The organism is Hyphomonas sp. (assembly GCF_016125515.1).
Classification (GTDB): Bacteria; Pseudomonadota; Alphaproteobacteria; order Caulobacterales; family Hyphomonadaceae; genus Hyphomonas.
Map to the genome: position 1 here is coordinate 365,522 of NZ_WGLO01000001.1, position 23,823 is coordinate 389,344.

At 65.0% G+C, this 23,823-nt stretch carries 24 protein-coding genes, 1 tRNA gene and 1 riboswitch; of the genes, 19 read left to right on the forward strand and 6 right to left on the reverse strand.

All coding sequences use genetic code 11. The features are described 5' to 3' along the window. The first annotated feature begins 232 nt into the window (after positions 1-232). A complete protein-coding gene (alaS, locus tag GC148_RS01765; RefSeq protein WP_366062898.1) occupies positions 233-2,878 on the forward strand; it encodes an alanine--tRNA ligase in 2,646 nt (881 codons plus the stop codon). A gap of 23 nt (positions 2,879-2,901) precedes the next feature. Next, a complete protein-coding gene (locus tag GC148_RS01770; RefSeq protein WP_291068310.1) occupies positions 2,902-3,306 on the forward strand; it encodes a hypothetical protein in 405 nt (134 codons plus the stop codon). Positions 3,307-3,310: 4 nt separating this feature from the next. Here the strand turns inward: GC148_RS01770 and GC148_RS01775 are convergent. From GC148_RS01775 to GC148_RS01790, 4 genes are all read right to left on the reverse strand, one after another. Beyond that, a tRNA-Pro gene (locus tag GC148_RS01775) sits at positions 3,311-3,387 on the reverse strand. Between the two features lie 131 nt (positions 3,388-3,518). Beyond that, positions 3,519-4,169 carry a glutathione S-transferase N-terminal domain-containing protein gene (locus GC148_RS01780; RefSeq protein WP_291068311.1) on the reverse strand — a complete coding sequence of 217 codons (651 nt, stop codon included), beginning with the start codon at positions 4,167-4,169 and terminating at the stop codon, positions 3,519-3,521. Continuing rightward, positions 4,166-5,098: a rhodanese-related sulfurtransferase gene (locus GC148_RS01785; protein WP_291068312.1), complete on the reverse strand. Its 933-nt coding sequence runs from the start codon at positions 5,096-5,098 to the stop codon at positions 4,166-4,168. The genes GC148_RS01780 and GC148_RS01785 overlap by 4 nt, the downstream gene beginning before the upstream one ends. A 41-nt stretch (positions 5,099-5,139) precedes the next feature. Then, complete coding sequence (locus GC148_RS01790) at positions 5,140-5,523, reverse strand: VOC family protein (protein WP_291068313.1); 384 nt, start codon at positions 5,521-5,523, stop codon at positions 5,140-5,142. A 148-nt stretch (positions 5,524-5,671) separates the two neighbouring features. On the opposite strand from GC148_RS01790, the gene GC148_RS01795 reads away from it, so the two are divergent. Beyond that, a complete protein-coding gene (locus GC148_RS01795; protein WP_291068314.1) occupies positions 5,672-6,907 on the forward strand; it encodes an NADH:flavin oxidoreductase/NADH oxidase family protein in 1,236 nt (411 codons plus the stop codon). Between the two features lie 8 nt (positions 6,908-6,915). After that, on the forward strand, positions 6,916-7,404 hold the full coding sequence (locus GC148_RS01800) for an NAD(P)H-dependent oxidoreductase (protein WP_291068315.1): 489 nt from the start codon (positions 6,916-6,918) through the stop codon (positions 7,402-7,404). Positions 7,405-7,430: 26 nt separating this feature from the next. On the opposite strand, the gene ispH is transcribed toward GC148_RS01800, so the two are convergent. Next, positions 7,431-8,390, reverse strand: a complete 960-nt coding sequence (ispH, locus tag GC148_RS01805) for a 4-hydroxy-3-methylbut-2-enyl diphosphate reductase (RefSeq protein WP_291068316.1) — start codon at positions 8,388-8,390, stop codon at positions 7,431-7,433. 113 nt (positions 8,391-8,503) lie between these two features. On the opposite strand from ispH, the gene GC148_RS01810 reads away from it, so the two are divergent. From GC148_RS01810 to gcvPB, 8 genes are all read left to right on the forward strand, one after another. Further along, on the forward strand, positions 8,504-9,070 hold the full coding sequence (locus tag GC148_RS01810) for a hypothetical protein (RefSeq protein ID WP_291068317.1): 567 nt from the start codon (positions 8,504-8,506) through the stop codon (positions 9,068-9,070). Between the two features lie 3 nt (positions 9,071-9,073). Continuing rightward, on the forward strand, positions 9,074-10,843 hold the full coding sequence (argS, locus tag GC148_RS01815; RefSeq protein WP_291068318.1) for an arginine--tRNA ligase: 1,770 nt from the start codon (positions 9,074-9,076) through the stop codon (positions 10,841-10,843). 3 nt (positions 10,844-10,846) lie between these two features. Beyond that, entirely contained in the window at positions 10,847-11,227 is a 381-nt protein-coding gene (locus tag GC148_RS01820) for a VOC family protein (protein WP_291068319.1), read from the forward strand. 156 nt (positions 11,228-11,383) lie between these two features. Further along, positions 11,384-11,827, forward strand: coding sequence for a TspO/MBR family protein (locus GC148_RS01825; protein WP_291068320.1), 444 nt, complete (start codon positions 11,384-11,386; stop codon positions 11,825-11,827). Positions 11,828-11,987: 160 nt separating this feature from the next. Then, a riboswitch (glycine riboswitch) is annotated at positions 11,988-12,079 on the forward strand. 142 nt (positions 12,080-12,221) lie between these two features. Continuing rightward, positions 12,222-13,379, forward strand: coding sequence for a glycine cleavage system aminomethyltransferase GcvT (gcvT, locus tag GC148_RS01830; protein ID WP_291068321.1), 1,158 nt, complete (start codon positions 12,222-12,224; stop codon positions 13,377-13,379). 21 nt (positions 13,380-13,400) lie between these two features. Next, entirely contained in the window at positions 13,401-13,772 is a 372-nt protein-coding gene (gene gcvH / locus GC148_RS01835) for a glycine cleavage system protein GcvH (protein WP_291068322.1), read from the forward strand. A 5-nt stretch (positions 13,773-13,777) separates the two neighbouring features. Then, positions 13,778-15,121 (forward strand): aminomethyl-transferring glycine dehydrogenase subunit GcvPA, encoded by a 1,344-nt coding sequence (gene gcvPA / locus GC148_RS01840; protein WP_291068323.1) that lies wholly within the window; start codon positions 13,778-13,780, stop codon positions 15,119-15,121. Next, complete coding sequence (gcvPB, locus tag GC148_RS01845; protein WP_291068324.1) at positions 15,121-16,692, forward strand: aminomethyl-transferring glycine dehydrogenase subunit GcvPB; 1,572 nt, start codon at positions 15,121-15,123, stop codon at positions 16,690-16,692. Before gcvPA ends, gcvPB begins: the two co-directional genes overlap by 1 nt. A gap of 3 nt (positions 16,693-16,695) precedes the next feature. Here gcvPB and GC148_RS01850 read toward each other — a convergent pair whose 3' ends face one another. Then, positions 16,696-18,060, reverse strand: a complete 1,365-nt coding sequence (locus GC148_RS01850; protein WP_291068325.1) for an acyltransferase — start codon at positions 18,058-18,060, stop codon at positions 16,696-16,698. 137 nt (positions 18,061-18,197) lie between these two features. On the opposite strand from GC148_RS01850, the gene GC148_RS01855 reads away from it, so the two are divergent. The 7 genes from GC148_RS01855 (at position 18,198) to GC148_RS01885 (ending at position 23,788) form a co-directional block, all read left to right on the forward strand. Continuing rightward, complete coding sequence (locus tag GC148_RS01855; RefSeq protein ID WP_291068326.1) at positions 18,198-18,539, forward strand: hypothetical protein; 342 nt, start codon at positions 18,198-18,200, stop codon at positions 18,537-18,539. Between the two features lie 81 nt (positions 18,540-18,620). After that, positions 18,621-19,082 (forward strand): hypothetical protein, encoded by a 462-nt coding sequence (locus GC148_RS01860; RefSeq protein WP_291068327.1) that lies wholly within the window; start codon positions 18,621-18,623, stop codon positions 19,080-19,082. Positions 19,083-19,395: 313 nt separating this feature from the next. Continuing rightward, positions 19,396-20,802: an amidohydrolase gene (locus GC148_RS01865; protein WP_291068328.1), complete on the forward strand. Its 1,407-nt coding sequence runs from the start codon at positions 19,396-19,398 to the stop codon at positions 20,800-20,802. Further along, entirely contained in the window at positions 20,799-22,064 is a 1,266-nt protein-coding gene (locus GC148_RS01870; RefSeq protein WP_291068329.1) for an amidohydrolase family protein, read from the forward strand. The genes GC148_RS01865 and GC148_RS01870 overlap by 4 nt, the downstream gene beginning before the upstream one ends. Positions 22,065-22,346: 282 nt before the next feature. Next, the gene (locus GC148_RS01875) at positions 22,347-23,084 is read left to right on the forward strand and encodes a hypothetical protein (protein WP_291068330.1); all 738 of its coding nucleotides are present in this window, start codon (positions 22,347-22,349) and stop codon (positions 23,082-23,084) included. Positions 23,085-23,094: 10 nt separating this feature from the next. Continuing rightward, complete coding sequence (locus GC148_RS01880) at positions 23,095-23,511, forward strand: DUF1489 domain-containing protein (protein ID WP_291068331.1); 417 nt, start codon at positions 23,095-23,097, stop codon at positions 23,509-23,511. 46 nt (positions 23,512-23,557) lie between these two features. Next, positions 23,558-23,788 carry a hypothetical protein gene (locus tag GC148_RS01885; protein WP_291068332.1) on the forward strand — a complete coding sequence of 77 codons (231 nt, stop codon included), beginning with the start codon at positions 23,558-23,560 and terminating at the stop codon, positions 23,786-23,788. Positions 23,789-23,823 lie beyond the last annotated feature (35 nt).

The window sequence follows — 23,823 nt, forward strand, 5'->3', positions numbered from 1 at the left end:
CCACGTCTAAGGTGGTCTCCGCTGGCCAGGTCAGGGCGCCGGGAAACCGGTGCACGACAGGCCTGGCAAGCTTCCGGCCTATCGATCTCCAGGCTGGATGAGTCCCCTTTGCGGCGCGCCTTGTCTTGGCGGGCTGCAAAGGGGCCTTTATATCGCCTCTGTAATCCTGCGCGCGCCTCGGCTAAGGCGGGCAGGGATTCCCTTCATGATTGGCAAGGACCAGAAGCGACAGATGCAAGGCGTAAACGAGATCCGGGAAGCGTTCCTCAGCTTTTTCGAGAAGAACGGCCACGCGCGCCGGGCTTCGGCGCCTCTGGTGCCGCAGAACGACCCGACCCTGTTGTTCGTCAATGCCGGTATGGTTCCCTTCAAGAACATCTTCACCGGCGTCGAGACCCCGTTCGCCCCGCGCGCGACGACCTCGCAGAAATGCGTGCGCGCCGGCGGCAAGCACAATGACCTCGACAATGTCGGCTACACCGCGCGCCACCACACCTTCTTCGAAATGCTGGGGAATTTCTCCTTCGGCGACTATTTCAAGGATGATGCGATCCGCCTTGCCTGGGAACTGATCACTAAGCATTACGGGCTCGACCCGAAGCGCCTTCTGGTCACGGTCTATGCCGAAGACGATGAAGCCGCTGCCATCTGGAAGAAGGTCGCGGGCTTCAGCGATTCGAAGATCATCCGCATTCCGACCAGCGACAATTTCTGGTCGATGGGCGATACGGGCCCCTGCGGGCCCTGTTCGGAAATCTTCTTCGACCATGGCGACAAGGTCGCCGGCGGCCCGCCGGGCAGCGCCGACCAGGATGGCGACCGGTTCATCGAGATTTGGAACCTCGTCTTCATGCAGTTCGAGCAGCACGAAGGCGGAAACCGCACAAGCCTGCCGAAGCCATCGATCGACACCGGCATGGGCCTGGAGCGCATCGCGGCAGTACTTCAGGGCAAGCACAACAATTACGAGATCGATCTGTTCCGTACGCTGATCGATGCGGAAGAGACCGTGTATGGCCAGAAGGCGGCCGGCGACAAGCTCGCCTCGTTCCGTGTGATCGCCGACCACCTGCGCACCTCCGCCTTCCTCGTGGCTGACGGCGTGCTGCCGTCGAATGAAGGGCGCGGCTATGTGCTGCGCCGGATCATGCGCCGCGCCATGCGCCACGGCCACATGCTCGGCGCGCGCGAGCCGCTGATGCACCGGCTGGTGCCGGCGCTGATCGCGGAAATGGGCAAGGCCTATCCGGAACTCGGCCGCGCGAAGGTCGCCATCGAGACGGCCATCGAGCAGGAAGAGGCCCGCTTCCAGCGCACGCTGGGCAACGGTCTCGCGCTGCTCGACAAGGCGGTCGCCGATCTGAAGCCGGGCGCCGCGCTGCCGGGCGATGTGGCGTTCCGCCTGTCGGACACGTTCGGCTTTCCGCTGGACCTGACGCAGGACATCCTGCGCGGGCGCAATCTCGAAGTCGATGTGTCCGGCTTTGAAGCGGCGCTGGATGCCCAGCGCGAGAACAGCCGCGCCTCGGGCTTCTCGTCCGGCGACCAGGCGACCGAAGATATCTGGTTCGATGTGCGCGCCAAGCAGGGCGCCACAAAGTTTACCGGCTATGGCGCAACCTCCGGAGACGGAAAGCTTGTGGCCATCGCCGCGGGCGGCGCGCTGTCCGATACGCTGCAGCCGGGCGCCGCCGAACTCGTTTTCGACGCGACGCCCTTCTACGCCGAATCCGGCGGGCAGGCGGGCGATCATGGCGAGATCATCCTTGAAGGCGGCGCGCGCTTCATCGTACGCGACGTGCAGAAGCGGGCCGGCGACGTGCACGTGCATGTCGGCGAACTCGTGTCGGGCTCGGCCAGGCTCGGCGCCAAGGCGCAGATGAGTGTCGACGCCGTGCGCCGCCGCCAGGTCATGGCGAACCATTCGGCGACCCATTTGATGCATGCCGCGCTGCGCAAGGTGCTCGGCGAACATGTGACGCAGAAGGGGTCGCTGGTCGAAGCCGACCGCCTGCGGTTCGACTTTGCCCACGGCGCGCCGATGACGCCTGCGCAGATCGAAGCGGTAGAAGACGAAGTCAACGCCCAGATCCGCGCCAATATCGAGACCGGCATCAAGGTGACGAGCCCGGAAAAGGCCATCGAGGCCGGCGCGCTGGCGCTGTTCGGCGAAAAGTATGGCGATGAAGTCCGTGTGCTGTCGATGGGAGAGCCCGGCGAAGGTGGCCGTTCCTATTCGGTGGAGCTGTGCGGCGGCACGCATGTCGCGCGCTCGGGCGACATCGCGGTCTTCGCGGTGCTTTCGGAAGGCGGCGTCTCGGCCGGCGTGCGCCGCATCGAGGCTGCCACCGGCGCCGAAGCGCTGAACTATCTCAAGGGCCGGGCGCAGATCGCGGCCGATGTCGCCGAAAGCCTGAAAGTTCCGCTCAAGGACTTGCCGCGCAAGGTCGCCGCGCTGACCGAGGAGCGCCGCACGCTGGAGCGCGAGCTCAACGATGCCAAGCGCAAGCTGGCGATGGGCGGTGGCGGCAGCGCCCCGTCGGGCCCGGAAGTGATCAATGGTGTGAACCTGATCGCGCGCGTCGCCGAAGGCGTCACCGGCAAGGACCTGCGCGCGCTGGTCGATGAGGCAAAAGCCAGGATCGGCTCGGGCGTCGTCGTGTTCGTCGGCACCGAAGGCGGCAAGGCCGGCGTGGCCGTCGGCGTCACCAAAGAGCTGACGGACAAGTTCTCCGCGGTCGAGCTCGTAAAAGTCGCTGCCGCTGCAGTCGGCGGTCAGGGCGGCGGCGGCCGGCCGGACATGGCCATGGCCGGCGGCCCGGATGCCGGCAAGGCCGAGGCCGCGCTCGAGGCCGTTCGCGCGGCGCTCAAGGGCTGACGCCGGCCGGCGGGAGGTCGAACATGCCCGCCGGATATTCAGGTACGCCGCTCGCCCGCAAGCTCGGCTTCACGGACGCCCTGCCGGTCTGGGCACCTGGCCTGCCAGACAGCGTGCGCGCCGAAATCGAGACGACGGCCCGCCCGCGCTTCCTCGCCCGGTCCGCAATGGGGCTCGCGGCGGCGCATGTTTTCCACACGTCGGCGGCCGGTCTCGAGGCCGATCTCACGCGCCTGCGCCCGATGATCGCGCCGAACGGCATGGTCTGGGTCTCCTGGCCGAAAAAGGCCGCGAAAGTCGCGACCGGCATCACCGAAGACACGATCCGCCAGCTCGCGCTGCCCATGGGCTTCGTGGACGTGAAAGTCTGCGCGGTGGATGCGGTCTGGTCCGGCCTGAAGCTGGTCATCCGGAAGGAATTGCGGTGAGAGATGGTCGGAGTGAGAGGATTCGAACCTCCGACCCCTAGCTCCCGAAGCTAGTGCTCTACCAGGCTGAGCCACACTCCGATGCCATCAAATTGTCTCGGCCGCCGTCGGGCGCCCGAGCCGGGAAGCCGGGGTTTTACGCCCCATGACGGATTTTGCAAGGGGCAAAAGACGCCTCCTCAGACCCGCCCGCCGGTGGTCGGAACGCGCCCTCAGGCGAGCAGCGGCTCGGGCGCGCCCGCCTGCCATCGGGGCAGTTTCGCCATGATGGCGGCAAAGCGCGCGCTGGCCGTATGCCCGGTCAGCCAGGCTTGCATCGGCGCAGGTGCGTCGCGGGACCAGACGTCCGGATCGGTCGCCGCGAATTGGCGCACGAAGGGGAAGATCGCGATGTCGGCCAGCGTCGGCGCGGGGCCGAAGAACTGGCCGCCCTGTTCCGCAATGCGCGCGGCAAGACGGTCGAGAATCTCGAGGCCCGCAGCGCGGTGGGCGCCCGCATCGACGCCTCCGGCGGCGTAGCGCCCGGGATATTTGTAGCGGTCGACCGCGCGTTTGAACGGGCCATCATTCTGCGCGATGAGGCGGGCCGTGTCTTCCGCGTCTGCGCCGAGCCAGTCTTCCGGATCGTTCTGCGCCAGCGCCCAGTGCATGATGTCGAGGCTCTCGTCGATCACCCGTCCGTCGGCCAGAACAAGAACCGGCACGGTGCCCTTCGGGCTCGCGTCCAGCATTTCCGCCGGTTTGTCGCGCAGCACGATTTCGCGCACACGCACCTTCAGGCCTGAGGCCGAGAGGGCCATACGCGCGCGCATGGCATAGGGGCACCGGCGGAAGGAATAGAGGATCGGCGCGGGCGCGCTCACGCGTCCTGTTCCCGCCGGGCCATATGCTTTTCGCCGCGCGCGCGGGCAAGCTCGATCTGGCGCTGGCGCTCGGCAAAGCGGGCGCGCTGTTCATCGCTCATCTCGCCGGCGCAGGCGGCGCAGGAAATGCCTTCGGCATAGTCCTTATACTGACGGCCTTCCGGAGAGACCGGGCGCCCGCAGGCATGGCACAGAACATGCTCGCCGGGGGTAAGATCGTGGCGCACGGACACGCGCTCATCGAACACGTAGCATTCTCCGCGCCAGCGCGTTTCGGTTTCAGGCACGGTTTCGAGATATTTCAGGATGCCGCCTTCGAGGTGGTAGACATCGTCGAGGCCTTCGGCCTTGACGAAGCTGGTGGCCTTTTCGCAGCGGATGCCGCCGGTGCAGAACATGGCAATCTTCGGCTTGCGCCCCTCCGCCTCCAGCTGGTCGCGGAACGCCCGGAACCAGGCCGGGAACCCGCGGAAACTGTCCGTCTGCGGATCGATGGCGCCTTCGAACGTGCCGATCGCCACTTCGTAATCATTGCGCGTATCGATCAACACGGTATCGGGATCGGTGATCAGGGCGTTCCAGTCCTGCGGCTTCACGTACGTTCCCACCAGCGCATTCGGGTCCGTACCCGGCACGCCCATGGTGACGATCTCGCGCTTCAGGCGCACCTTCAGACGCAGGAACGGCATCGCGTCTGCTTCGGAAAATTTCGCCTCCAGCTTTTCGGCGCCCGGCAGCGCGCGCAGCGTCGCCAGCGCGGCGTCGATCGCCTCCGGGCTGCCGGCGATCGTGCCGTTGACGCCTTCCTCGGCCAGCAACACCGAACCCTTGATACCGAGGCCGCAGAACGTGGCGGCGAGCGCCTGGCGGCGATGCTGATAGTCCGGGAACCGGAAGAATTTGTAGAAGGCAGCAATGCGAACGGTCATGAGACGGGCTTATGGCAGAGTACCGTCCGGCAATAAACCGGTCAGCTGAACTGCGTGAGGCTGAGATTATTGCCATCGGGATCGAGGAACCAAGCGATCTTCGGGCCGCCGCCAGGGGCGGTCCAGTAGCCGTCGGCATCCATGCCCATGCCGGGATACGCTTCGAACTGCACGCCTTTGGCTTTCAGCGCGGACATCGCGGCGGGCAGATCCGGCACGATCCAGCCGAGCACGGTGTGGCGGCTGGGGTTGTGGCCCGCGCCGAGGCTTGTGAGGCGGAGCATGGTTCCGGCCAGATCGAAAACCGCGGCGAAGTCGTCCTCGGAGACGAGCGTGAGGCCGAGCGTATCAGTGTAGAAGGCTTTGGCTTTCCGGTGGTCCGGGGTGCCGATGAAGGTGACGGGCGGCGCAGATGATAGGGTCATGGGGGCGTTCCTGAGCTTGGGGCACCTTATCCCAACGGACACGAAAGGGGGAGGGGCCCGGCACGCGCGCCAGCTTTCATGTCGCTTGACCTTGAACCGGGGTTGCAGGTTTAGGTCACGCAGAAGCTAGATCAACGGAGCCGATTCGATGAACACGTCTGCCCTTTTCGAACCACTGACCCTGCCGAATGGCGCCGTTTTGCCGAACCGTCTGTGCAAGGCGGCGATGGAAGAGAATCTTTCTGCGCCGGGCCAGGTTCCGGGGCAGGACCTGTTCCGCCTCTACAAGGCCTGGGCGGAGGGTGGCGTTGGCCTTGTGTTGACCGGCAACGTGATGATCTCGCCTGCCGCGATGACTGGGCCGGGCGGTGTGGTGCTTCAGGCGGGCACCGATCTGGCGCCTTTCGGTGAGTGGGCGCGTATTGCAAAGCCGCCGGGCGGGCATCTGTGGATGCAGATCAACCATCCGGGCCGCCAGACAATGGAGGCGCTGGGCGAGCAGGCGGTGGCACCTTCGGCGATCCGTGTCGATATCGGCGAGCATTCGAAACTGATGGCAGAGCCCAAAGCGCTCGACGAGGCCGAAATCCGTGAGCTGATCAAGCGCTACGCCGACACGGCCCAGCAGGCCGAGGCGGCCGGGTTCACCGGCGTGCAGATCCACGCTGCCCACGGCTACCTGATCAGCCAGTTCCTGTCGCCGCTGGTCAACAAGCGGACGGACCAATGGGGCGGCAGCCTTGAGAACCGTGCGCGGTTCCTGCTGGAAACGGTGAAAGCGGTCCGGGCCCGGGTCAGCCAGGGCTTCTGCGTTTCGGTGAAACTCAATTCGGCGGACTTCCAGAAGGGCGGCTTCGATGTCGAGGATGCCAAATGGGTGGCCGGGCAGTTGAATGGCCTCGGTATCGATCTTCTGGAACTTTCCGGAGGCAGCTATGAAAGCCCCGCAATGCAGGGGCATACGGACGATAGTTCGACCTCGAAGCGGGAGGTCTATTTCATCGACTTCGCGCGCGACATTGCGTCAGTTGCGAGCATGCCGATCATGGTGACCGGCGGTGTTCACCGTCTGAAAACGGCGGAGGCCGCGATCGGCAACGGGGTCGATGTGCTCGGCATTGGCCGGGCGATGGCTTTCGTGCCGGACCTGCCGGCGCAGTGGAAGGCCGGCCGGATAGCGGACGTCACGCTACCGGAGATCACCTGGAAGAACCGCACGTTGGCGGGACTTGCGACGATGGCGCTGGTCAAGCGGCAGCTGAACCGTCTGGCGAGCGGCAAACGCCCGAAGGCGGGATTGTCGCCGGCGATCAGCCTGGTCACCGACCAGATGAAAGCGAAGAAACTCACCAAGCGCTATCGCGCCTGGCGCGCGGGCGCCTAGGGGCGCGGATGGGCCGGCAGCTGCTGATCGTCTGGCATTCGCGGACCGGGGGGACGGAGGCTATGGCGCGGGCGGCGTTTGAGGGCGCGCGGGGCGAGGGCGAGGCGCGGCTGATGCGGGCGGGCGAAGCGGGAGCGGAGGATGTGCTGGGCACGGACGGGTACCTGTTTGCGGCGCCCGAAAATCTCGCAGGTCTCAGCGGCGAAATGAAGGAATTCTTCGACCGGTGTTATTACCCCGTGCTCGGGAAGATCGAGGGGCGGCCTTATGCGCAGATGATCTGCGCGGGATCGGACGGATCGGGCGCGGCGCGGCAGCTTGCCAGGATTGCGACGGGCTGGCGGCTCAGGGAAGTGCAGCCGCCGATGATCGTGAATACGGCGGCGCAGACTCCGTCGCAGATCCTGGCGCCGAAGGTGCTTGAGACAGCGGTACTGGAAAAATGCCGCGAGCTAGGCGCCGGTCTGATGGCGGGCCTTGCGGGCGGCATCTGGTAAAAAGGCGCAGGGTCATCCCTGTCTGCTTACCCCGCCAACACCCTCGGCAGTTTGAAGGTCACGGTTTCGTCGGCGGTCTTGACGGTTTCGAGGGTGACGTCGAAGCGGGCGCGGCAGGCGGTGATGACGCCTTGGACGAGGTCTTCGGGGGCGGAGGCGCCGGCGGTGAGGCCGAGGGTGGTGACGCCGTCGAACCAGGACCAGTCGATATCGTCGGCCGAGGCGATGAGTTCGGCGCGGGCGGCGCCGGCGCGCAGCGCCACCTCGACGAGGCGGACGGAGTTCGAGCTCGTCCGTGCACCGATCACCAGAACGAGACCCGCGTCCGGGGCGAGGACCTTGACGGCTTCCTGCCGGTTGGTGGTGGCGTAGCAGATGTCTTCCTTGTGCGGCGTTGCGATGCCGGGAAAGCGCGCCTGAAGGGCGGCGACGATGCCGGCCGTGTCGTCCACGCTGAGGGTGGTCTGCGTCAGGAAGGCGAGGTTGGCGGGGTTTTTCGGCGTGAAGCAGGCGACATCGTCTACGGTCTCGATCAGGGTGACGGTGCCTTCGGGCAGCTGGCCCATGGTGCCGATGACTTCGGGGTGGCCGGCATGGCCGATGAGGACGATCTCGCGGGCGTTGTTGTGGTGGCGCTCGGCCTCGACATGGACCTTGGAGACGAGCGGGCAGGTGGCGTCGACATAGATCATGTTGCGGCGGCTGGCCTCGGCGGGCACGGATTTGGGCACGCCGTGGGCCGAGAAGATGACCGGGCGATCGTCTGGGCAGTCTGACAATTCCTCCACGAAGACGGCGCCAAGGGCCTCCAGGCGCTCGACCACGTGGCGGTTGTGCACGATCTCGTGGCGAACGTAGACGGGGGCGCCCCATTTGGTGAGAGCCTCCTCGACGATCTGGATGGCGCGGTCCACCCCGGCGCAGAAGCCGCGCGGGGCGGCCAGGCGCAGGGTCAGGGGGCGTACAGGCGGGGGGGCGGACGTCATGGGGGCGAATTCTCCTGCGCCTGATGCGTTGCGTGCGGGCGCCAAGGCCTTTAACACGAGCAAGCTATCAAATGGGCACGCCTTATATAAGGCCAATACGGACACGCCGACGCATGCTGAAATTTGCCTCCATTCTTCTGGCGCTGACCCTGGCCGGCTGCAGCACCGGCGGCCGGCTTGCCGACCAGCTCAACACCAACAAGAATGCCGGGCCGTGCCCGGTGGTCGGCTCAGTGTACGATGCGTCCCGGTATGTGAAATTTGCCGATGAGAGCGCGCCAAAGCTCTATACCAACATCGCCTATACGGGCGAGATCACCGATGTGCGTCTGTTCTGCCGCTATACCGGCGACATGCCGCTGGAAGCCGAGATCGAGGTGGATTTTGCCTTCGGCAAGGGCCCGGAAGGTACGGCCAACAAGAAGAACTATCCGTATTTCGTGGCGGTCACCCGGCGCAACGGCAAGGTACTGGCCAAGGAATACTTCAACACCGAGGCCGATTTCGGCCGGGGCAAAGTGTCCAGCAAGACCGAGCTTGTGAACAAGATCCGCATCCCCCGCGCCGACGAATCGATTTCGGGCGTGAACTTCGAGATCGTGGTTGGCTTCGACCTGACGCCGGAACAGCTGGAATTCAACCGCGGGGGTAACCGCTTCCGTCTGGACGCGGCGGAGTAGGCCATGACGAGCCTGGCGAAGGCGTTGTCGGCGGCCGCTGGCGCCGCGTTCGACGCCATGGGGCTGGAGGCGCGCTTCGGTGAGGTGCGCCGGAGCGACAAGCCCGAACTTGCGGATTTCCAGTGCAACGGCGCGATGGCAGCGGCGAAGGCGGCCGGGCGCAATCCGCGCGAGATTGCCGGAGAGATTGCCGCCACGCTGAAGGCGCACCCGATGGTGCTGTCGGCGGAAGTGGCGGGGCCTGGCTTCATCAACCTGCGGGTCTCGGACGCGGCGCTGTCGGCGCGGGCGCAGGCGGTGCGCGGCGATGCGATGGCGGGCGCCGAGAAGGCGGCGGACGGCCAGGTGACGGTGATCGATTACGGCGGGGCGAATGTGGCTAAGCCCATGCATGTGGGGCACCTCCGCTCGGCGGTGATCGGCGACACGCTGCAGCGGATGCTGCGCTTCCTCGGCGATACGGTGATCTCGGACGTGCACCTCGGCGACTGGGGCCTGCAGATGGGCCACCTCGTCACCGAGCTTGAGGACGAGCAGCCAGGGCTGATCTATTTCGATGCGGGCTATTCGGGGCCCTATCCGAAAGAGCCGCCGGTCACGATCGACGATCTGGGCCGGCTCTATCCGCAGGCGTCTAACAAGGCGAAAGCGGATGAGGCGCGCAACGAGCGCTCGCAGAGGGCGGTCGCGGAGATGCAGGCGGGCCGGGCCGGCTACCGCGCGCTGCTGCGCCATTTCATCGACGTGTCGGTGGAGGCGCTGAAGAAGGATTATGGCTTCCTCAACGTGTCGTTCGACCTGTGGAAGGGCGAGAGCGATGTGGATCACCTGATCCCGGGCCTTGTGGAGCGGTTCAAGCAGGCGGGCCTTGCCGAGCTTAGCGATGGGGCGTGGATCGTGCCGGTGGCGCGCGAGAGCGACAAGAAAGAGATGCCGCCGGTGATGCTGGTCAACAGCCGCGGCGGCACGGGCTATCACACGACCGACCTCGCCACGATCGAGGACCGGATGGAGAGCCTGAAGCCGACGCCGGAGCGGATGCTCTACGTGGTCGACCAGCGCCAGGCGCTGCACTTCGAACAGGTTTACCGAGCGGCGGGCCTTCTGGGCCTGATCGACGAGTCGAAGCTGGAACATATCGGCTTCGGCACAGTCAACGGCACGGACGGCAAGCCGTTCAAGACGCGCGAAGGCGGCGTGTTGCGGCTGGCCGACCTCCAGGCGATGGCGATGGATGAAGCGGAGAAGAAACTCTCCGCCGCAAACTTGCCGGCCGACATGGGCGCAGAAGAGCGCTTGGATGTGGCGAAGAAGGTGGCGGTGGCGGCGCTGCGCTTCTCCGACCTGATGAATACGCGAACCACGAACTATGTGTTCGATCTCGACCGCTTCACGAGCTTCGAGGGCAAGACCGGGCCCTACCTGATGTACGCGGCGGTGCGGGTGAAGTCCGTACTGCGCCGGGCCGCCGAAGCCGGGCATGAGCCAGGCCGATTGGCAGTGACCGAGGATAGTGAGCGCGCGCTGGTGCTGCAGCTCGACGGGTTCGGCGCGGCGCTGCTAGGGTCGCGGGAGAAGCGGATGCCGCATATCCTGTGCGAACATCTCTACAGCCTCGCTCAGGCGTTCAGCGCATTCTACGCGGCGCTGCCCATTGCAGCGGAAGCGGATGCGGCGAGGCGCGCGAGCCGCCTCGCCTTGGCGGACGCCGTGAGGCACCAGCTGGAAACGGGGCTGGGCCTGCTTGGTATCGAAGTGCCAGAGCGGATGTAGCCGATGGCGCGATTGGGCTATGCCACGGTTGGGTCTAACCGTTTAGATGAGGCTAAGGCGTTCTATGATGCGTGGTTCGCCGTCGCGGGAATTGCGCCGGCTTTTGATCATCCGTCCGGCGGCCGGGTGTATGCGCGCGATGGCAGCATAGCGTTTGGCGTGCTCAGTCCGTTCAATGGCGAGGCGGCGACTGCGGGCAACGGCATTATGATCTCGTTTCTTTGCGGCACGCCAGAGGAAGTCGACGCGCTTTATACAAAGGCGCTTTCGCTCGGCGCAACGGACGAGGGCGCGCCCGGCTATCGCGGCGGCTCACCTTTCTATATGAGCTATTTTCGCGACCTCGACGGAAACAAGCTCTGCGCCTATTTCGTGCGCGCCTAAGGGCAGGGCCAAGCCGATGCTGGTGCCGATCGACGCGGGCCCATCGGGGAAGGATTGCATCGACCCAGGTTAGAATTAGCCCTACTGTAGTGATCCGTAACACACAGGTGTCTTGTGCCCTTTTCCTCGACCGCCAGTCTGGTCGTGTTTCTTGTCTTGAGCTTCACCGCCGCGTCGTCAGGTGCTATTTTCCGCCCGGGGGCCTGGTACAGGAATTTGCGCAAGCCGAAGTGGACACCGCCGAACTGGGCGTTCCCCCTCGTGTGGTCGGTGTTGTTCTGCGCAATGGCTGTTTCGGCATGGCTGGTTTGGGAAGCGGCCGGATTGGAGGCTTGGCCCCATTTGGCACTTTATGCGCTGCACCTGCTTGTGAACGCTGCCTGGTCATTTCTGTTCTTCGGCTTGAAACGACTGGACTGGGCGATGGCGGAGGTCATCTGCCTCTGGATCATGATCCTAAGCGTTATCATAGCCTTTGCCCGGATCAGTGTGCCAGCAGCCCTGTTGCTCACGCCGTATCTCGCATGGGTCACGGTTGCTGCGGCGCTGAACTTTCGTTTGTTGCAGTTGAATGGCCCACGTGGCGAGGGATTGGCTTGATCGGCGCGACACCAGCTGGAATCGGGGCTTGGCCTCGCGGGCGTTGCTGTGCCGGCACGGATGCAGCGCGCTGCAAAACCGTGCAGTTCATGTTCCGGCGCATTCGGTGACATCTGACCCGCTTGCCGCGCCGGAGAATCCGGGATAGCTGACAGTCAAGTAGTCTCTTCCGGGAGAGAGCGGCATTCGGTAGCCGCCGCCGAAGGCGCAACCGCCCCGGAAACGCTCAGGCAAAAGGGCCGGAAGAGACCCAACACGCTGGAAAGAGGCTGAAACAGGCCTCGCCGAAGGAGCAAGCCGGGCGTTCACCGGCGGAATCTCTCAGGCGCCAAGGACAGCGGGGGCGATGATCGCGCGGCTACGGCTGCAGACCATCTGCTTTCCGGGATGCACCATGGCCGATACGACGACCCAACCGTTGAAGAAGACCGCGCTGCATGCGCTGCACGTCGAATATGGCGGCAAGATTGTGGAATTCGCCGGCTATGACATGCCGGTGCAGTTTCCCACCGGCGTGAAGGAGGAACACCTCTGGACGCGCAGCGAGGCGGGGCTGTTCGATGTCAGCCATATGGGCCCGTGTTTCCTGACGCTGAACTCCGGCACGCGCGCAGAACCGGCGGCGCATGAAGAGATCGCCGCGCTGGTCGAGACACTTGTGCCGTCCGACATCAAGGGACTGAAGCCCGGCCAGTCGCGCCTGACGGTGCTGCTGAACGCGGACGGCGGCATCCTGGACGACCTGATCATCACCCGTCCGTATGCTGAAGACCGGCAGGGCATGCTTTATATCGTCGTGAACGGCGCGATGAAGGAACAGGACTGGGGCCTCTTTGAGGCGGCGCTGGCTGGGCAAGCCACGCTGACGCGGGCGGATGACCGCGTGCTGTTCGCGCTGCAGGGGCCGAAGGCGGAAAAGGTTCTCGCGGCGTATTTCCCCGAATGTGCGGGCCTGAAGTTCATGGAAAGCCGCCGGATGTACCTCGACGGCGCGCGCTGCATGGTGTCGCGTTGCGGATATACCGGCGAGGACGGTTTCGAAGTGCTGATCCCGGCCGAGGCAGGCGCGGAGTTCGTGCGGCTGCTGCTGGATGACCCTTGCGTGCGGCCGATCGGGCTGGGTGCGCGGGATTCGCTGCGCCTGGAGGCTGGGCTTTGCCTCTACGGGCACGACTTGTCTCCCGAGATTTCGCCGGTGGAGGCAGACCTCTCCTGGGTGATCCAGAAGCGCCGCCGCGAGGCGGGCGATTTCCCGGGCGCTGAGCGCATTCTCCGTGAGCTGAAGGAAGGCCCAGCCCGCAAGCGCGTCGGCATACGGCCGCTGGAGCGCGCGCCGGCCCGCGAGGGCACGGAGATATATGTCGATGGCGTCCCGGCCGGCATCGTCACGTCAGGAGGTTTCGGGCCGAGCCTCGATGCGCCGGTGGCGATGGGCTATATCGATGCTGCCTTTGCTGCGGCGGGCACCAAGATCGAGCTCATGGTGCGCGGCAAGGCCCGCCCCGCCGCGATCGCAAGCCTGCCCTTCATTCCTGCCCGTTACAAACGTTAATCCGTTCAAGGAGATTCCGAAATGACCATCTATTTTACTAAAGACCATGAATGGATCCGCGTTGAAGGCGACACCGGCACGGTGGGCATCACGGCCTATGCGGCCGGTCAGCTGGGCGATGTCGTTTATGTGGAGCTGCCAGAAACCGGCGCGAAATTCAGCAAGGGCGACGACTTCGCGGTTGTCGAAAGTGTGAAGGCGGCGTCGGATGTCTATGCGCCGGTATCCGGCTCTGTGGTGGAAGTGAATGGCGCGCTGGCCGATGCACCGGAGACCGTGAACGCCGCGGCCGAAGGCGATGCCTGGTTCGTCCGCGTAAAGCTCGCCGACAGGGCCGAACTGTCGGGCCTGATGGATCAGGCCGCCTATGAAGCGTTCTGCGAAGGGCTCTGAGACACATGCGCTATCTCCCGCTGACCCCCGAAGACCGCGCGAATATGCTGGCGGTAATTGGCGCGAAATCCGCCGAAGATTTCTACACGGACGTGCCTGCCGCTGCCCGGCTGAAGACCAAGATTGCCGGCCTGCCGGACCATCAGGGCGAACTGGCGGTCGAGCGCTACATGATAAAGCTGGCCGCGAGGAATCGCTCCGCGTCGTCCGGCCCGTTCTTCGTGGGCGCGGGCGCCTACAAGCATCACGTGCCGGCCTCGGTCGACATGATCCTCCAGCGGTCGGAATTCCTGACGACCTACACGCCTTACCAGCCGGAGATCGCGCAAGGCACGTTGCAGACGCTGTTCGAGTTCCAGACACAGGTCGCCGCGCTCACCGCGATGGATGTGGCCAATGCCTCGATGTATGATGGCTCGACCGCCTGCGCCGAGGCCGCCGTGATGGCGGCGCGCGTGACGAAACGAAAGAAGATCATTCTTTCGGGCGGCCTGCATCCGCACTACGCCGCCGCCACGCGGCTCCTGTGCGAGGCTCAGGGGCTGACGGTCGTGCAGCTGCCCATCGCCATCGACGGCGAAGGCGCGCTGGCGGAGGCTGCCGATGGTGAGACTGCCTGCGTGATCGGCCAGAGCCCGAACGTGTTCGGCACGGTGACGGATCTCTCAGATGTCGCGAAGAGCGCGCATGACAAGGGCGCACTGCTCGTCTCGGTGTTCACCGAAGCAGTCAGCCTTGGCCTCGTGACGCCGCCCGGCGAAATGGGCGCCGACATCACCGCGGGCGAAGGCCAGTCGATCGGCAATGGCCTCAATTTCGGCGGACCGTATGTCGGCCTCTTTGCGTGCAAGGACAAACTGGTGCGCCAGATGCCGGGCCGCTTGTGCGGCGAAACCGTGGACGCCGATGGCAACCGCGGCTTCGTGCTGACCCTGTCGACGCGTGAGCAGCATATCCGGCGCGACAAGGCGACCTCGAACATCTGCACGAACTCCGGCCTCTGCGCGCTGGCGTTCACGTCCCACATGACCCTGCTCGGCGGCAAAGGCCTGAAGCAGCTGGCGGAACTGAACCACGAAGCGGCCTGCGAACTTGCCGACGCGCTCGGCGCGATGAAGGGGGTCGAGATCCTGACGCCGCGCTTCTTCAACGAGTTCGCCTTCCGCACACCGGTCGATGCCGAAGCGGTTCTGGCGATGCTGGATGAAGCCGGCGTGGTCGGCGGCGTGCGCGCCAGCCGGTTGTTCCCGGATGGCCATATGGGCGACGTAATCATCGCGGCCGCCACAGAATGTACGACGGCGGACGATATTGCTGCCTATGTGACGGCGTTGAAGGAGATCATCTGATGAGCATGAACACTCAAGGCCGCCCCACGGCGCCGGCCGCGATCTCCACACCGACCATTGAAACTGTGTCCGGTTCGCGTGGGCTTTTGCAGCACGAAGACCTGCTGTTCGAGATCGGCACGAGCGAGACGACCGGCGTCGACTTGCCGAAGCCGAAGGGCCTGAAGAGCCGTCTCGGCGGCGTGACGCGCAAGGTGGATACCGGCCTGCCAGGCCTGTCCGAGCCGCAGGCGGTTCGCCATTACATGCGTCTGTCGCAGAAGAACTATGCGATCGATCTTGGCCTGTTCCCGCTTGGCAGCTGCACGATGAAGCACAATCCGCGCCTCAATGAGAAGATGGCGCGCCTGCCGGGCTTTGCGGATATCCACCCGCTGCAACCGCAGGCGACGGTGCAGGGCGCGCTGCAACTGATCGACGAACTCGCGACCTGGCTGAAGACGCTGACCGGCATGCCGTCAGTCGCGATGAGCCCGAAGGCGGGCGCACATGGCGAGCTGTGCGGGATGCTGGCGATCCGTCAGGCGTTGATCGCACGCGGCGAGAGCGAGACACGCAAACGCGTGCTGGTGCCGGAATCCGCCCACGGAACAAACCCGGCCACCGCGGTCCAATGCGGTTTCATCGTCGACGAGATCAAGGCGAACAAGCGCGGCCGGGTCGACATGGACGACCTGAAATCCAAGCTGGTCCGCACCGACGACATCGCCGGCATCATGCTCACCAACCCGAACACGTGCGGCCTGTTCGAGACCGACATCAAGGCGATTGCCGACCTGATCCATGCGGCGGGCGGCTATTTCTATTGCGACGGCGCGAACTTCAACGCCATTGTCGGCCGCGTGCGGCCGGGCGACCTGGGTGTCGACGCGATGCACATCAACCTGCACAAGACCTTCTCGACGCCGCATGGCGGCGGCGGTCCGGGTTCAGGCCCGACCGTGTTTTCCGAAGCGCTGGCGCCGTTTGCGCCGGTGCCCTTCGTGGTGAAGGATGAAGACGGGTTCTACCGTCTCGTCGAGCAGACCGAAGGCGCGGCCAAGGACTCATTCGGGCGCATGGTGGCCTTCCATGGCCAAATGGGTATGTTCGTCCGTGCACTGACATATATGCTCAGCCACGGCGCCGACGGCCTGAAACAGGTGGCGGAAGATGCGGTGCTGAACGCCAACTATATCCAGGCGCGCCTGAAACATGTGATGACCCCGGCGTTCGAGGGGTTCTGCATGCACGAGGCGCTGTTCTCGGATGCATTCACGGCGGACGGGATCGAGACGATCGACATCGCGAAGGCTCTGATCGACGAGGGTTATCACCCGATGACGATGTACTTCCCTCTGGTCGTGCATGGCGCCATGCTGATTGAGCCGACCGAGACCGAGTCCAAAGCCGAACTCGACCGGTTCTGCGATGCGCTGGAGTCGATCGCGCGGCGTGCAGCGCAAGGCGATGACACGCTCAGGGGCGCGCCATATCTGGCGCCGGCCAAGCGTTTGGACGAAACGAGGGCGGCTCGCAAACCGGTGCTGAAATGGACCGCGCCGTCCTCCGAGCGGGTCGCCGCCGAATAGCACTCAACCGGCCGGGCTCCGCCGGCGCCGGAACAGGCGCCGGCGGAGCCAGCCGAACACGAACTGCGCCGGGCGTTCGATGATCATGTAGCCGAGCCAGCCTGCGGCGAGCGCGGAAAGCAGCCCGCCGATCAGGAAAACGAGATTGTCCGCGCCACCGGGCGCGCCGAGCCTGAGCCAGGGGGCGAGCGCGCTGTCGGCCTCGGTGCGCGCCATCAGCCGCTGCACGATGCCGAGCGCGAAGAGGTGGAAGAGGTAGATCGAGTAAGACCAGTCGCCTGTGTGCGAGGCGGCATTGAGCAGACCGCGCCAGGCGGGCGCCATTGCCATCAGCCAGCCGGGGCGGGCCTGGCCAAGCAGCCAGCCCACCCACAGCACAATCAGCATCACCAGCCCGCCGACGAGCACGGCGAGGATGACGGCGTCCCGCCGCGCATCAAGGGGCGCCTGGGGCATGAGGCCGAACATCTGGAAGACCAGCGTTGCGGTCAGTCCTCCCAGAAAGGCCGGCACCAGCCAGGCAAGCCGGCCCTGAAGGTCTAGCCCGGCGAGGCCATAGATCAGCGCGGCGCTCGGCAGGCCTATCTCCAGCACGCGGCCCCATTGCAAAGTGTAACGTGTCGGTTCGCCCTGCAGACCGAGCGCGGCGACAAGCGCCAGAGTCGCCAGCAGGGTGACGAGGCCGGTGCGCCAGACCAGGCCCGAGGTCAGCATCAGGCCCACGACCGCGCCGAAGATGAACTCCATCGTCATGGGATGCACGATGAGCGTGAGCAAGTCTCGCGCCGTGTGAAACGACAGGCCGAGTAACGAGGCCGCCGCGATGCCGATGCCCCAGGTCAACAGGGCGAAAGGAAGCCAGCCGCGGGGCAGAAGCAGGATCAGCGCAAAGATGAAATAGAAGTAGATCTCGTGGATCAGCGACCAGCCGATCAGCAGAACCGGGAAGTCCTGTTGCGGGATCAGCAGAAAGGATTTTAGGACGTACTGGTACTGGGGAGAATCCGGCGTGACGGGGGCGCCGCTGGAATCGATCAGGGCCACGCCGCCGCTCAGCACCATATAGGCCAGGCCGAGCGCGGCGGCGGCCCACCAGACCGGGTAGATCCGCGTCAGGCGGCTGAACAGGAATTCAGCGCTGGTTGCCGGGCCGGAACGGGCGTTACGCGTGACCCAGACCATGATGAACCCGGAAATCACGAAAAAGAGGTCGACCCCGGCAAATCCGCTGGCGAACAGGCCGCGGATCAAGCCCGGTTCGGCGCTCGAGGCCCGGGCGATGCCGGCAAGTTCCAGCGCGTGCGCGTGGTAGGCGACCACGATGAGGGCCGCAATGCCGCGCAGGGCCTGGATGGACTGGAGCTTCATTCCCTGACTCTCCGGCCCCCCGGTTGCGTAATATAAACCTTATCGGGTGTAGCAACGGGGCAACGGTGTTGCCAGACTTTCGACACATGTTGTTGGATAGTCTGGTGGAACCTCAAAAAGTGCCCATATCCACGCCCATGCCCGACGATCAGATCCCGCCGCCCCCTGAAGCCACTTTCGCGCCGCCTATGCGCATCCATGTCTTACGGCAGGGCGTCAACGTCGCCGTGCGCCAGGTGCTGGCCCTGCTCGGGCTGGGCATGATCGCGCTGGCGGTGCCTGTCGCGTTTGCAACGCCGTTCATTCCGGTCGGCCTTCCGATGGCGATCGTCGGTGTGGTGCTGCTAGGCCGCAATGCCGTTTGGGGGCGCCGCTGGATGGAGGGCATGCTTGCCCGCCACCCGCGTCTGGAGCGCATGGCGCCGAACTGGCTGATGAACCGCGTGTTCGGCCGCGACAAGCGGGTCCATTCCGAATAGTTCGCCCGGCGCTTGGTGCCCGGAGGCGGACAAGGCATTGCCCCGGCAAGGGGGCGGCCGCAGTCCGTCGGAGGGGTAGTCTTGACCGATCAGCACGCAGGCCTGCCATCCTGGCACAGCCGTATCGTGCCGCCCGTCGAACTCCGCGCGGACGACATCGCGGCCTGGAACCATCTGCGCGACGCCCATCCGGAGTATGATACGCCGCTGCTGTCGCCAGCATTCGCGCAGACGATCGGTCGCGCGCGGCGCGATGTACGTGTTGCGTTGATCGAAGATGCGAACGGATTGGCCGTGGCGTTTGCCTTCCATGCGCGCCCGTGCGGCCTCGGCCGTCCGATCGGCCCACCCCGCTGTGATTTTTCCGGGCCGGTTGTCCGTGAAGGGCTGAGCCTCAGCCTGCGCGAGATTGTCGCCATGGCTGGATTGGGCGGATACCGGACGAACAGCCTGCTCGATCCCTGGAACTGTTTTGAAGCCGAACGTACCGGGGGCACGGCGTCGCGCCTCGTGCGGATGGAGGGATTGGCGCCGGCCGACTAATTGGAACAGCGCCGGGCCGAGTTTCCGAAGCGGTTCAAGAATTTCTGCCGGCTCGAAAGCCAGATGGGCCGGGACGGCCACGAGCTTAAACTCACCTGGGGTCCGCTCGACGAACGCCTCAAGGCGGCGCTCTACGATTTCAAGTCACAGCAAAACCGGCTCAGCGGATTTGTTGACGGTGCTGCGCAAACGCGGCGTCTCCGCCTCACCTTCGACCGGTCATACGACCGAGACGGTTTGAAGTGGCAGCAGGGCTTGCCATCTGGAAAAAAGATCGCACACATGCAGCGCACAACATTGAAGCGGGGCTGCAATGCGACTCAGAAATCTGTGGCTGGCGGCGGCGGCCGTGTTGGCGCTTGCTGCGTGTGATGCGCCGGGTAAAGGCAGCGCCAAGACGCCTGCGTTCGAGGCGTCGGCGGATCCCTTTCCCTCGACCTACAAGGCGTATCCATCCGGGACGCTGCTGATCTGGAACGCCACGGTGCTCGACGGGATCGGCGGGCGGATCGAGAACGGCTCGGTGCTGATCCAGGACGGAAAGATCGCTGCCGTGGGCGCTGATCTCAAAGCACCTGAAGGCGCCGCCACGCTCGATGCGCGCGGCAAATGGATCACGCCTGGCATCATCGACAATCACAGCCACCTTGGCGCGTACCCATCGCCGGGTGTCGACTCGCATGGTGACGGCAACGAGATATCCGGGCCGGTGACGGCGGAAGTCTGGGTCGAACACTCGGTCTGGCCGCAGGATGCCGGCTTCACCCGTGCGCTGGCCGGCGGCATCACCTCGCTGCAGATCCTGCCGGGCAGCGCCAACCTGTTCGGCGGGCGCGGCGTGACGCTCAAGAACGTTCCCGCACGCACGATGCAGGGGATGAAGTTTCCCGGCGCGCCCTACACGCTGAAAATGGCGTGCGGCGAAAACCCCAAGCGCGTTTACGGCTACGGCCGCGGCTCGACGCCGGGCGGTGCGCCATATTCGCGCATGGGCAACGTCGCAGGCTACCGAGACGCCTGGATCAAGGCGACCGATTACAAGAAGCAACTCGACAAGGCGAAAGCCGGCAATGGCGAGCCGCCGAAGCGCGATCTTGAACTGGAAACGCTGGCGGGCGTGCTGAACGGAGACATCCTCGTTCATATGCACTGCTACCGCGCGGACGAGATGGCCGTGATCATGGATTTGTCGAAGGAGTTCGACTACAAGGTCACCGCGTTCCACCATGCGGTCGAATCCTACAAGATCGCCGACAAGCTGGCGGAATACGGCGCTTGTTCGTCGATGTGGGCGGATTGGTGGGGCTTCAAGATGGAAGCCTATGACGGCATCGCCGAGAACATCCCGCTGGTCCACAACGCGGGCGCGTGCGCGATCGTGCACTCGGACAGTGATGTCGGCATCCAGCACCTCAACCAGGAAGCGGCAAAGGCCTGGGCCGATGGCAAGCGTATCGGCATCGACATACCGATGGAGGAGGCCTGGGAATGGCTGTCCATCAACCCGGCCAAGACGCTCGGCATCGATGACAAGACCGGCAGCCTCGAACCCGGCAAGATGGCGGACGTGGTGGTCTGGACCGGCAATCCGTTCAGCACCTATAGCAAGGCCGAGAAGGTCTATATCGACGGGGCGCTGATGTTTGATCGCGACGATCCGGCAAACAATCCCGTGATGGATTTCGAACTTGGCCAGCCCGGAGAAGGAGACCGCAAATGATCCGCCGCATCCTTCTGAGCCTCACGATCCTGACCGCCGCGCCGGTCGCTCTCGCCGAACCGGTGGCCGTGTATGGCAAGTCCGTCTGGACCGGCACCAGCCAGGGCACGATCACCGATGGTGTGGTCGTGATCGACAATGGCCGCGTTGTGGCCGTCGGGCCCGCCTCCACACCCGTGCCGGCCGGCGCGAAGGAAGTGCGCGCCGAATGGGTCACGCCGGGTCTCATCTCGGCATTCTCGCGCACGGGTATTACCGAAGTCAGCGGCGTCGATGACACGAACGATGCCGGCGCCGGCGGATCGCACTTCTCTGCGGCGCTCGATGCGGCGGACGGGTTCAACCCCGACGCCACGGCGATCGGCGTGACGCGTCTGGCCGGGTTCACCCGCCTGGCAGTAGCGCCGCAAGCCCGATCCAACCTGTTCGGGGGCCAGGGCTTTCTGGCGAACACAAGCGGCGCGGTCGACAGCGTGTTCCGCGACCGTGCGTTCGCCTTTATCATGCTTGGTGAGAATGGCGCGTCACTCTCGGGCGGCTCGCGGCCGGCCAGCTGGACAACGCTGCGGGGGGCCTTTGATGACGTTCGCTTCTTCGGCGCCCGCTACATGAGCCACAACGAGGGCAACGTGCTGACGCGCATGGATGCGCAGGCCCTGATGCCGGCGGTGAAGGGCGATCAGCTCATCCTGTTCCAAGCCCGCCGGGCCAGCGACCTCAATGCGGTCATGGATTTCGCAGAGGCCAATCCGTCTCTGCGGATCGCCATTGTCGGGGCCGATGAAGGCTGGCGCGTGGCGGAACGTCTCGCAAAGCTCGACATCCCCGTGATGGTGGATTCCTTCTCGAACCTGCCGGCGTCGTTCTCGCAGCTGGCTGCGACGGGCGAGAATGCCAAACGTCTTGCCGAGGCGGGCGTGACCGTCGCCATTGTCAATCTCGACAATGACGACCACCTTGCCCATCTCGCTTCACAGATCGCAGGCAATGCCGTGGCCAATGGCATGGCGTTCGACGATGCGATGCGCGCGCTGACGACCGCGCCGGCGGAAATCTACGGCATGCCCGGGCTGGGCGTCCTGGCGCCGGGCGCGCGGGCGGATGTTGTGGCCTGGGACGGCGATCCGCTGGAAGTTACTTCGGCGCCGACGGCGGTCTATATCGACGGCGAGGCCCAATCGATGGTCTCCCGCCAGACGGAGTTGCGCGACCGGTACCGCACGCTTGACGAGAGCCAGCGTCCGCTCGCCTACAAGCATTAGAGCCAACGCCCTGCGGTCAATCAACCTGCATGGCGCCAGCCGCGCCCTGCAGGGTTGGGCGCTGAACGCGCCAGTCGTCCGGGTCGGCAACATTACGAAAATTTCAAGCGCCGTGCAGGCCGGGGCCAGGAAGTTGTTCAACTCCGGTAAATCTTTCGAAAAGCAGGTTAGATCGACCTTTGTCTTCGACCTCGATTCCGAGAACTCTGTGCGGGACCTGGCTGCCGCATAGCTGCCGCAATCGCGGGCGATGACTCGTCGCCGCTCGGGATGGGTAGAGTTATGCTGATTGCGTTCCTGATATCGCTCGCCATGGCTACGGGCTCGGGCCCGATGCATGCAGCACTTGAAGCCACAGAAGCGCCGGAGACTTTCCGGGCCGCCTTTACCGTCGAGCTGATCTCCAACACCGCGCACCAGACCTATACCTTCGATCCGCGCCTGCCGGCGGGGTCACGCTGGATCACGCTCGAGCGGACCGGCAACGATCCCGAGCTGGACCAGGTCGCGGCTAGCTGGGCCGCCGAGGCCGCCCCCGATGGCCGCTTGTTCCCGGACGACCTGCGCGCCAGCCTTGGCCCCTCGGTTGATGTGAACACCGATGGCGGGTTCTGGCGCCTCAGTTTCCGTCACCATCCCAATTACAACGACACCGAATTCGACGTCTGGGCCGCTGAGCGCCTGCGCGCAACTGCCTGGCTCGATCCCGTGGGCGAGCGCTTCCAGCGCATCGACTACACGCTGCCCAAGCCGGTCAAAGGCCCCTCGGGCGGCAAACTGACCCGTTACGAGCAAAGCTACCTGCTGAAGACCGAGCCGCGCTGGGGCTTTTCCTACGTGTCCGGCTTCACCATCGACCTGGAAGCCAAGGCCGCGTTCAAGCGCATCAATCGCCGCTTCGAAGCGCGGGTCATCGATGCGCAGTTCTTCTTCGCTAGCGCGGCTGCCGAGGCTGAATATGACAGCCGCCGCGCGGCACAGTTACATATGGCCTCTAGCTTCGGGACGACAGGGCGCTAGTCTTTGCGCCATGACGATTCACATGGTGAAACTCTGCGTCGGCGCCGAAGACGTTGACGATCTGGCGGATTGGCAGAAACGCCTGATGAAGACGCTGCCCAGCCCGGTTCACCACACGCGGATGGCGCCCAAACGCGCCGAGGAAATGCTCGATGGCGGCTCGATCTACTGGGTCATCAAACGGGCCATCCGGGTGCGCCAGCGCATCATCGACATTCGCTCGATCAAGGATGAGGAAGGCCGCGACATGTGCGAGCTGGTCTTCGATCCGGTTCTTGTGCGCACCTATGCCCAGCCGAAACGGCCCTTCCAGGGCTGGCGTTACCTGAAACCGGGCGAGGCGCCACGCGATCTCAAATCGGGCGAGGCGGCGGTCGATCTGCCGCCAAGTCTCGACGCCGCCTTGAAGAATGCGGGCGTCTGGTGAACAAGGGCGGGCGATTCTGACACTGCGTTCCTGAAAGGCCCCGTCCATGCCCCAGTTCGATATGATCCTCCTTACGCCCCAACAAGCGGAAGGTGCCAATGTGATTGAGCACACTGCGGGCAAGCCCGTGCGCGAGGGCGGCGGCGACGAGACCTATCGCTGCGGCGGCTGCAAGACGAAGCTGCTGAACAACGTGGCGCACCATGATGCGCACGGCGTGGTCGTGAAGTGCGGCAAGTGCGGGAAGATCAACACCGAACCCCATCACCACCATTGAGGCGGCCCCCTGCCGCTGCGCAACCGGTGCCGCAG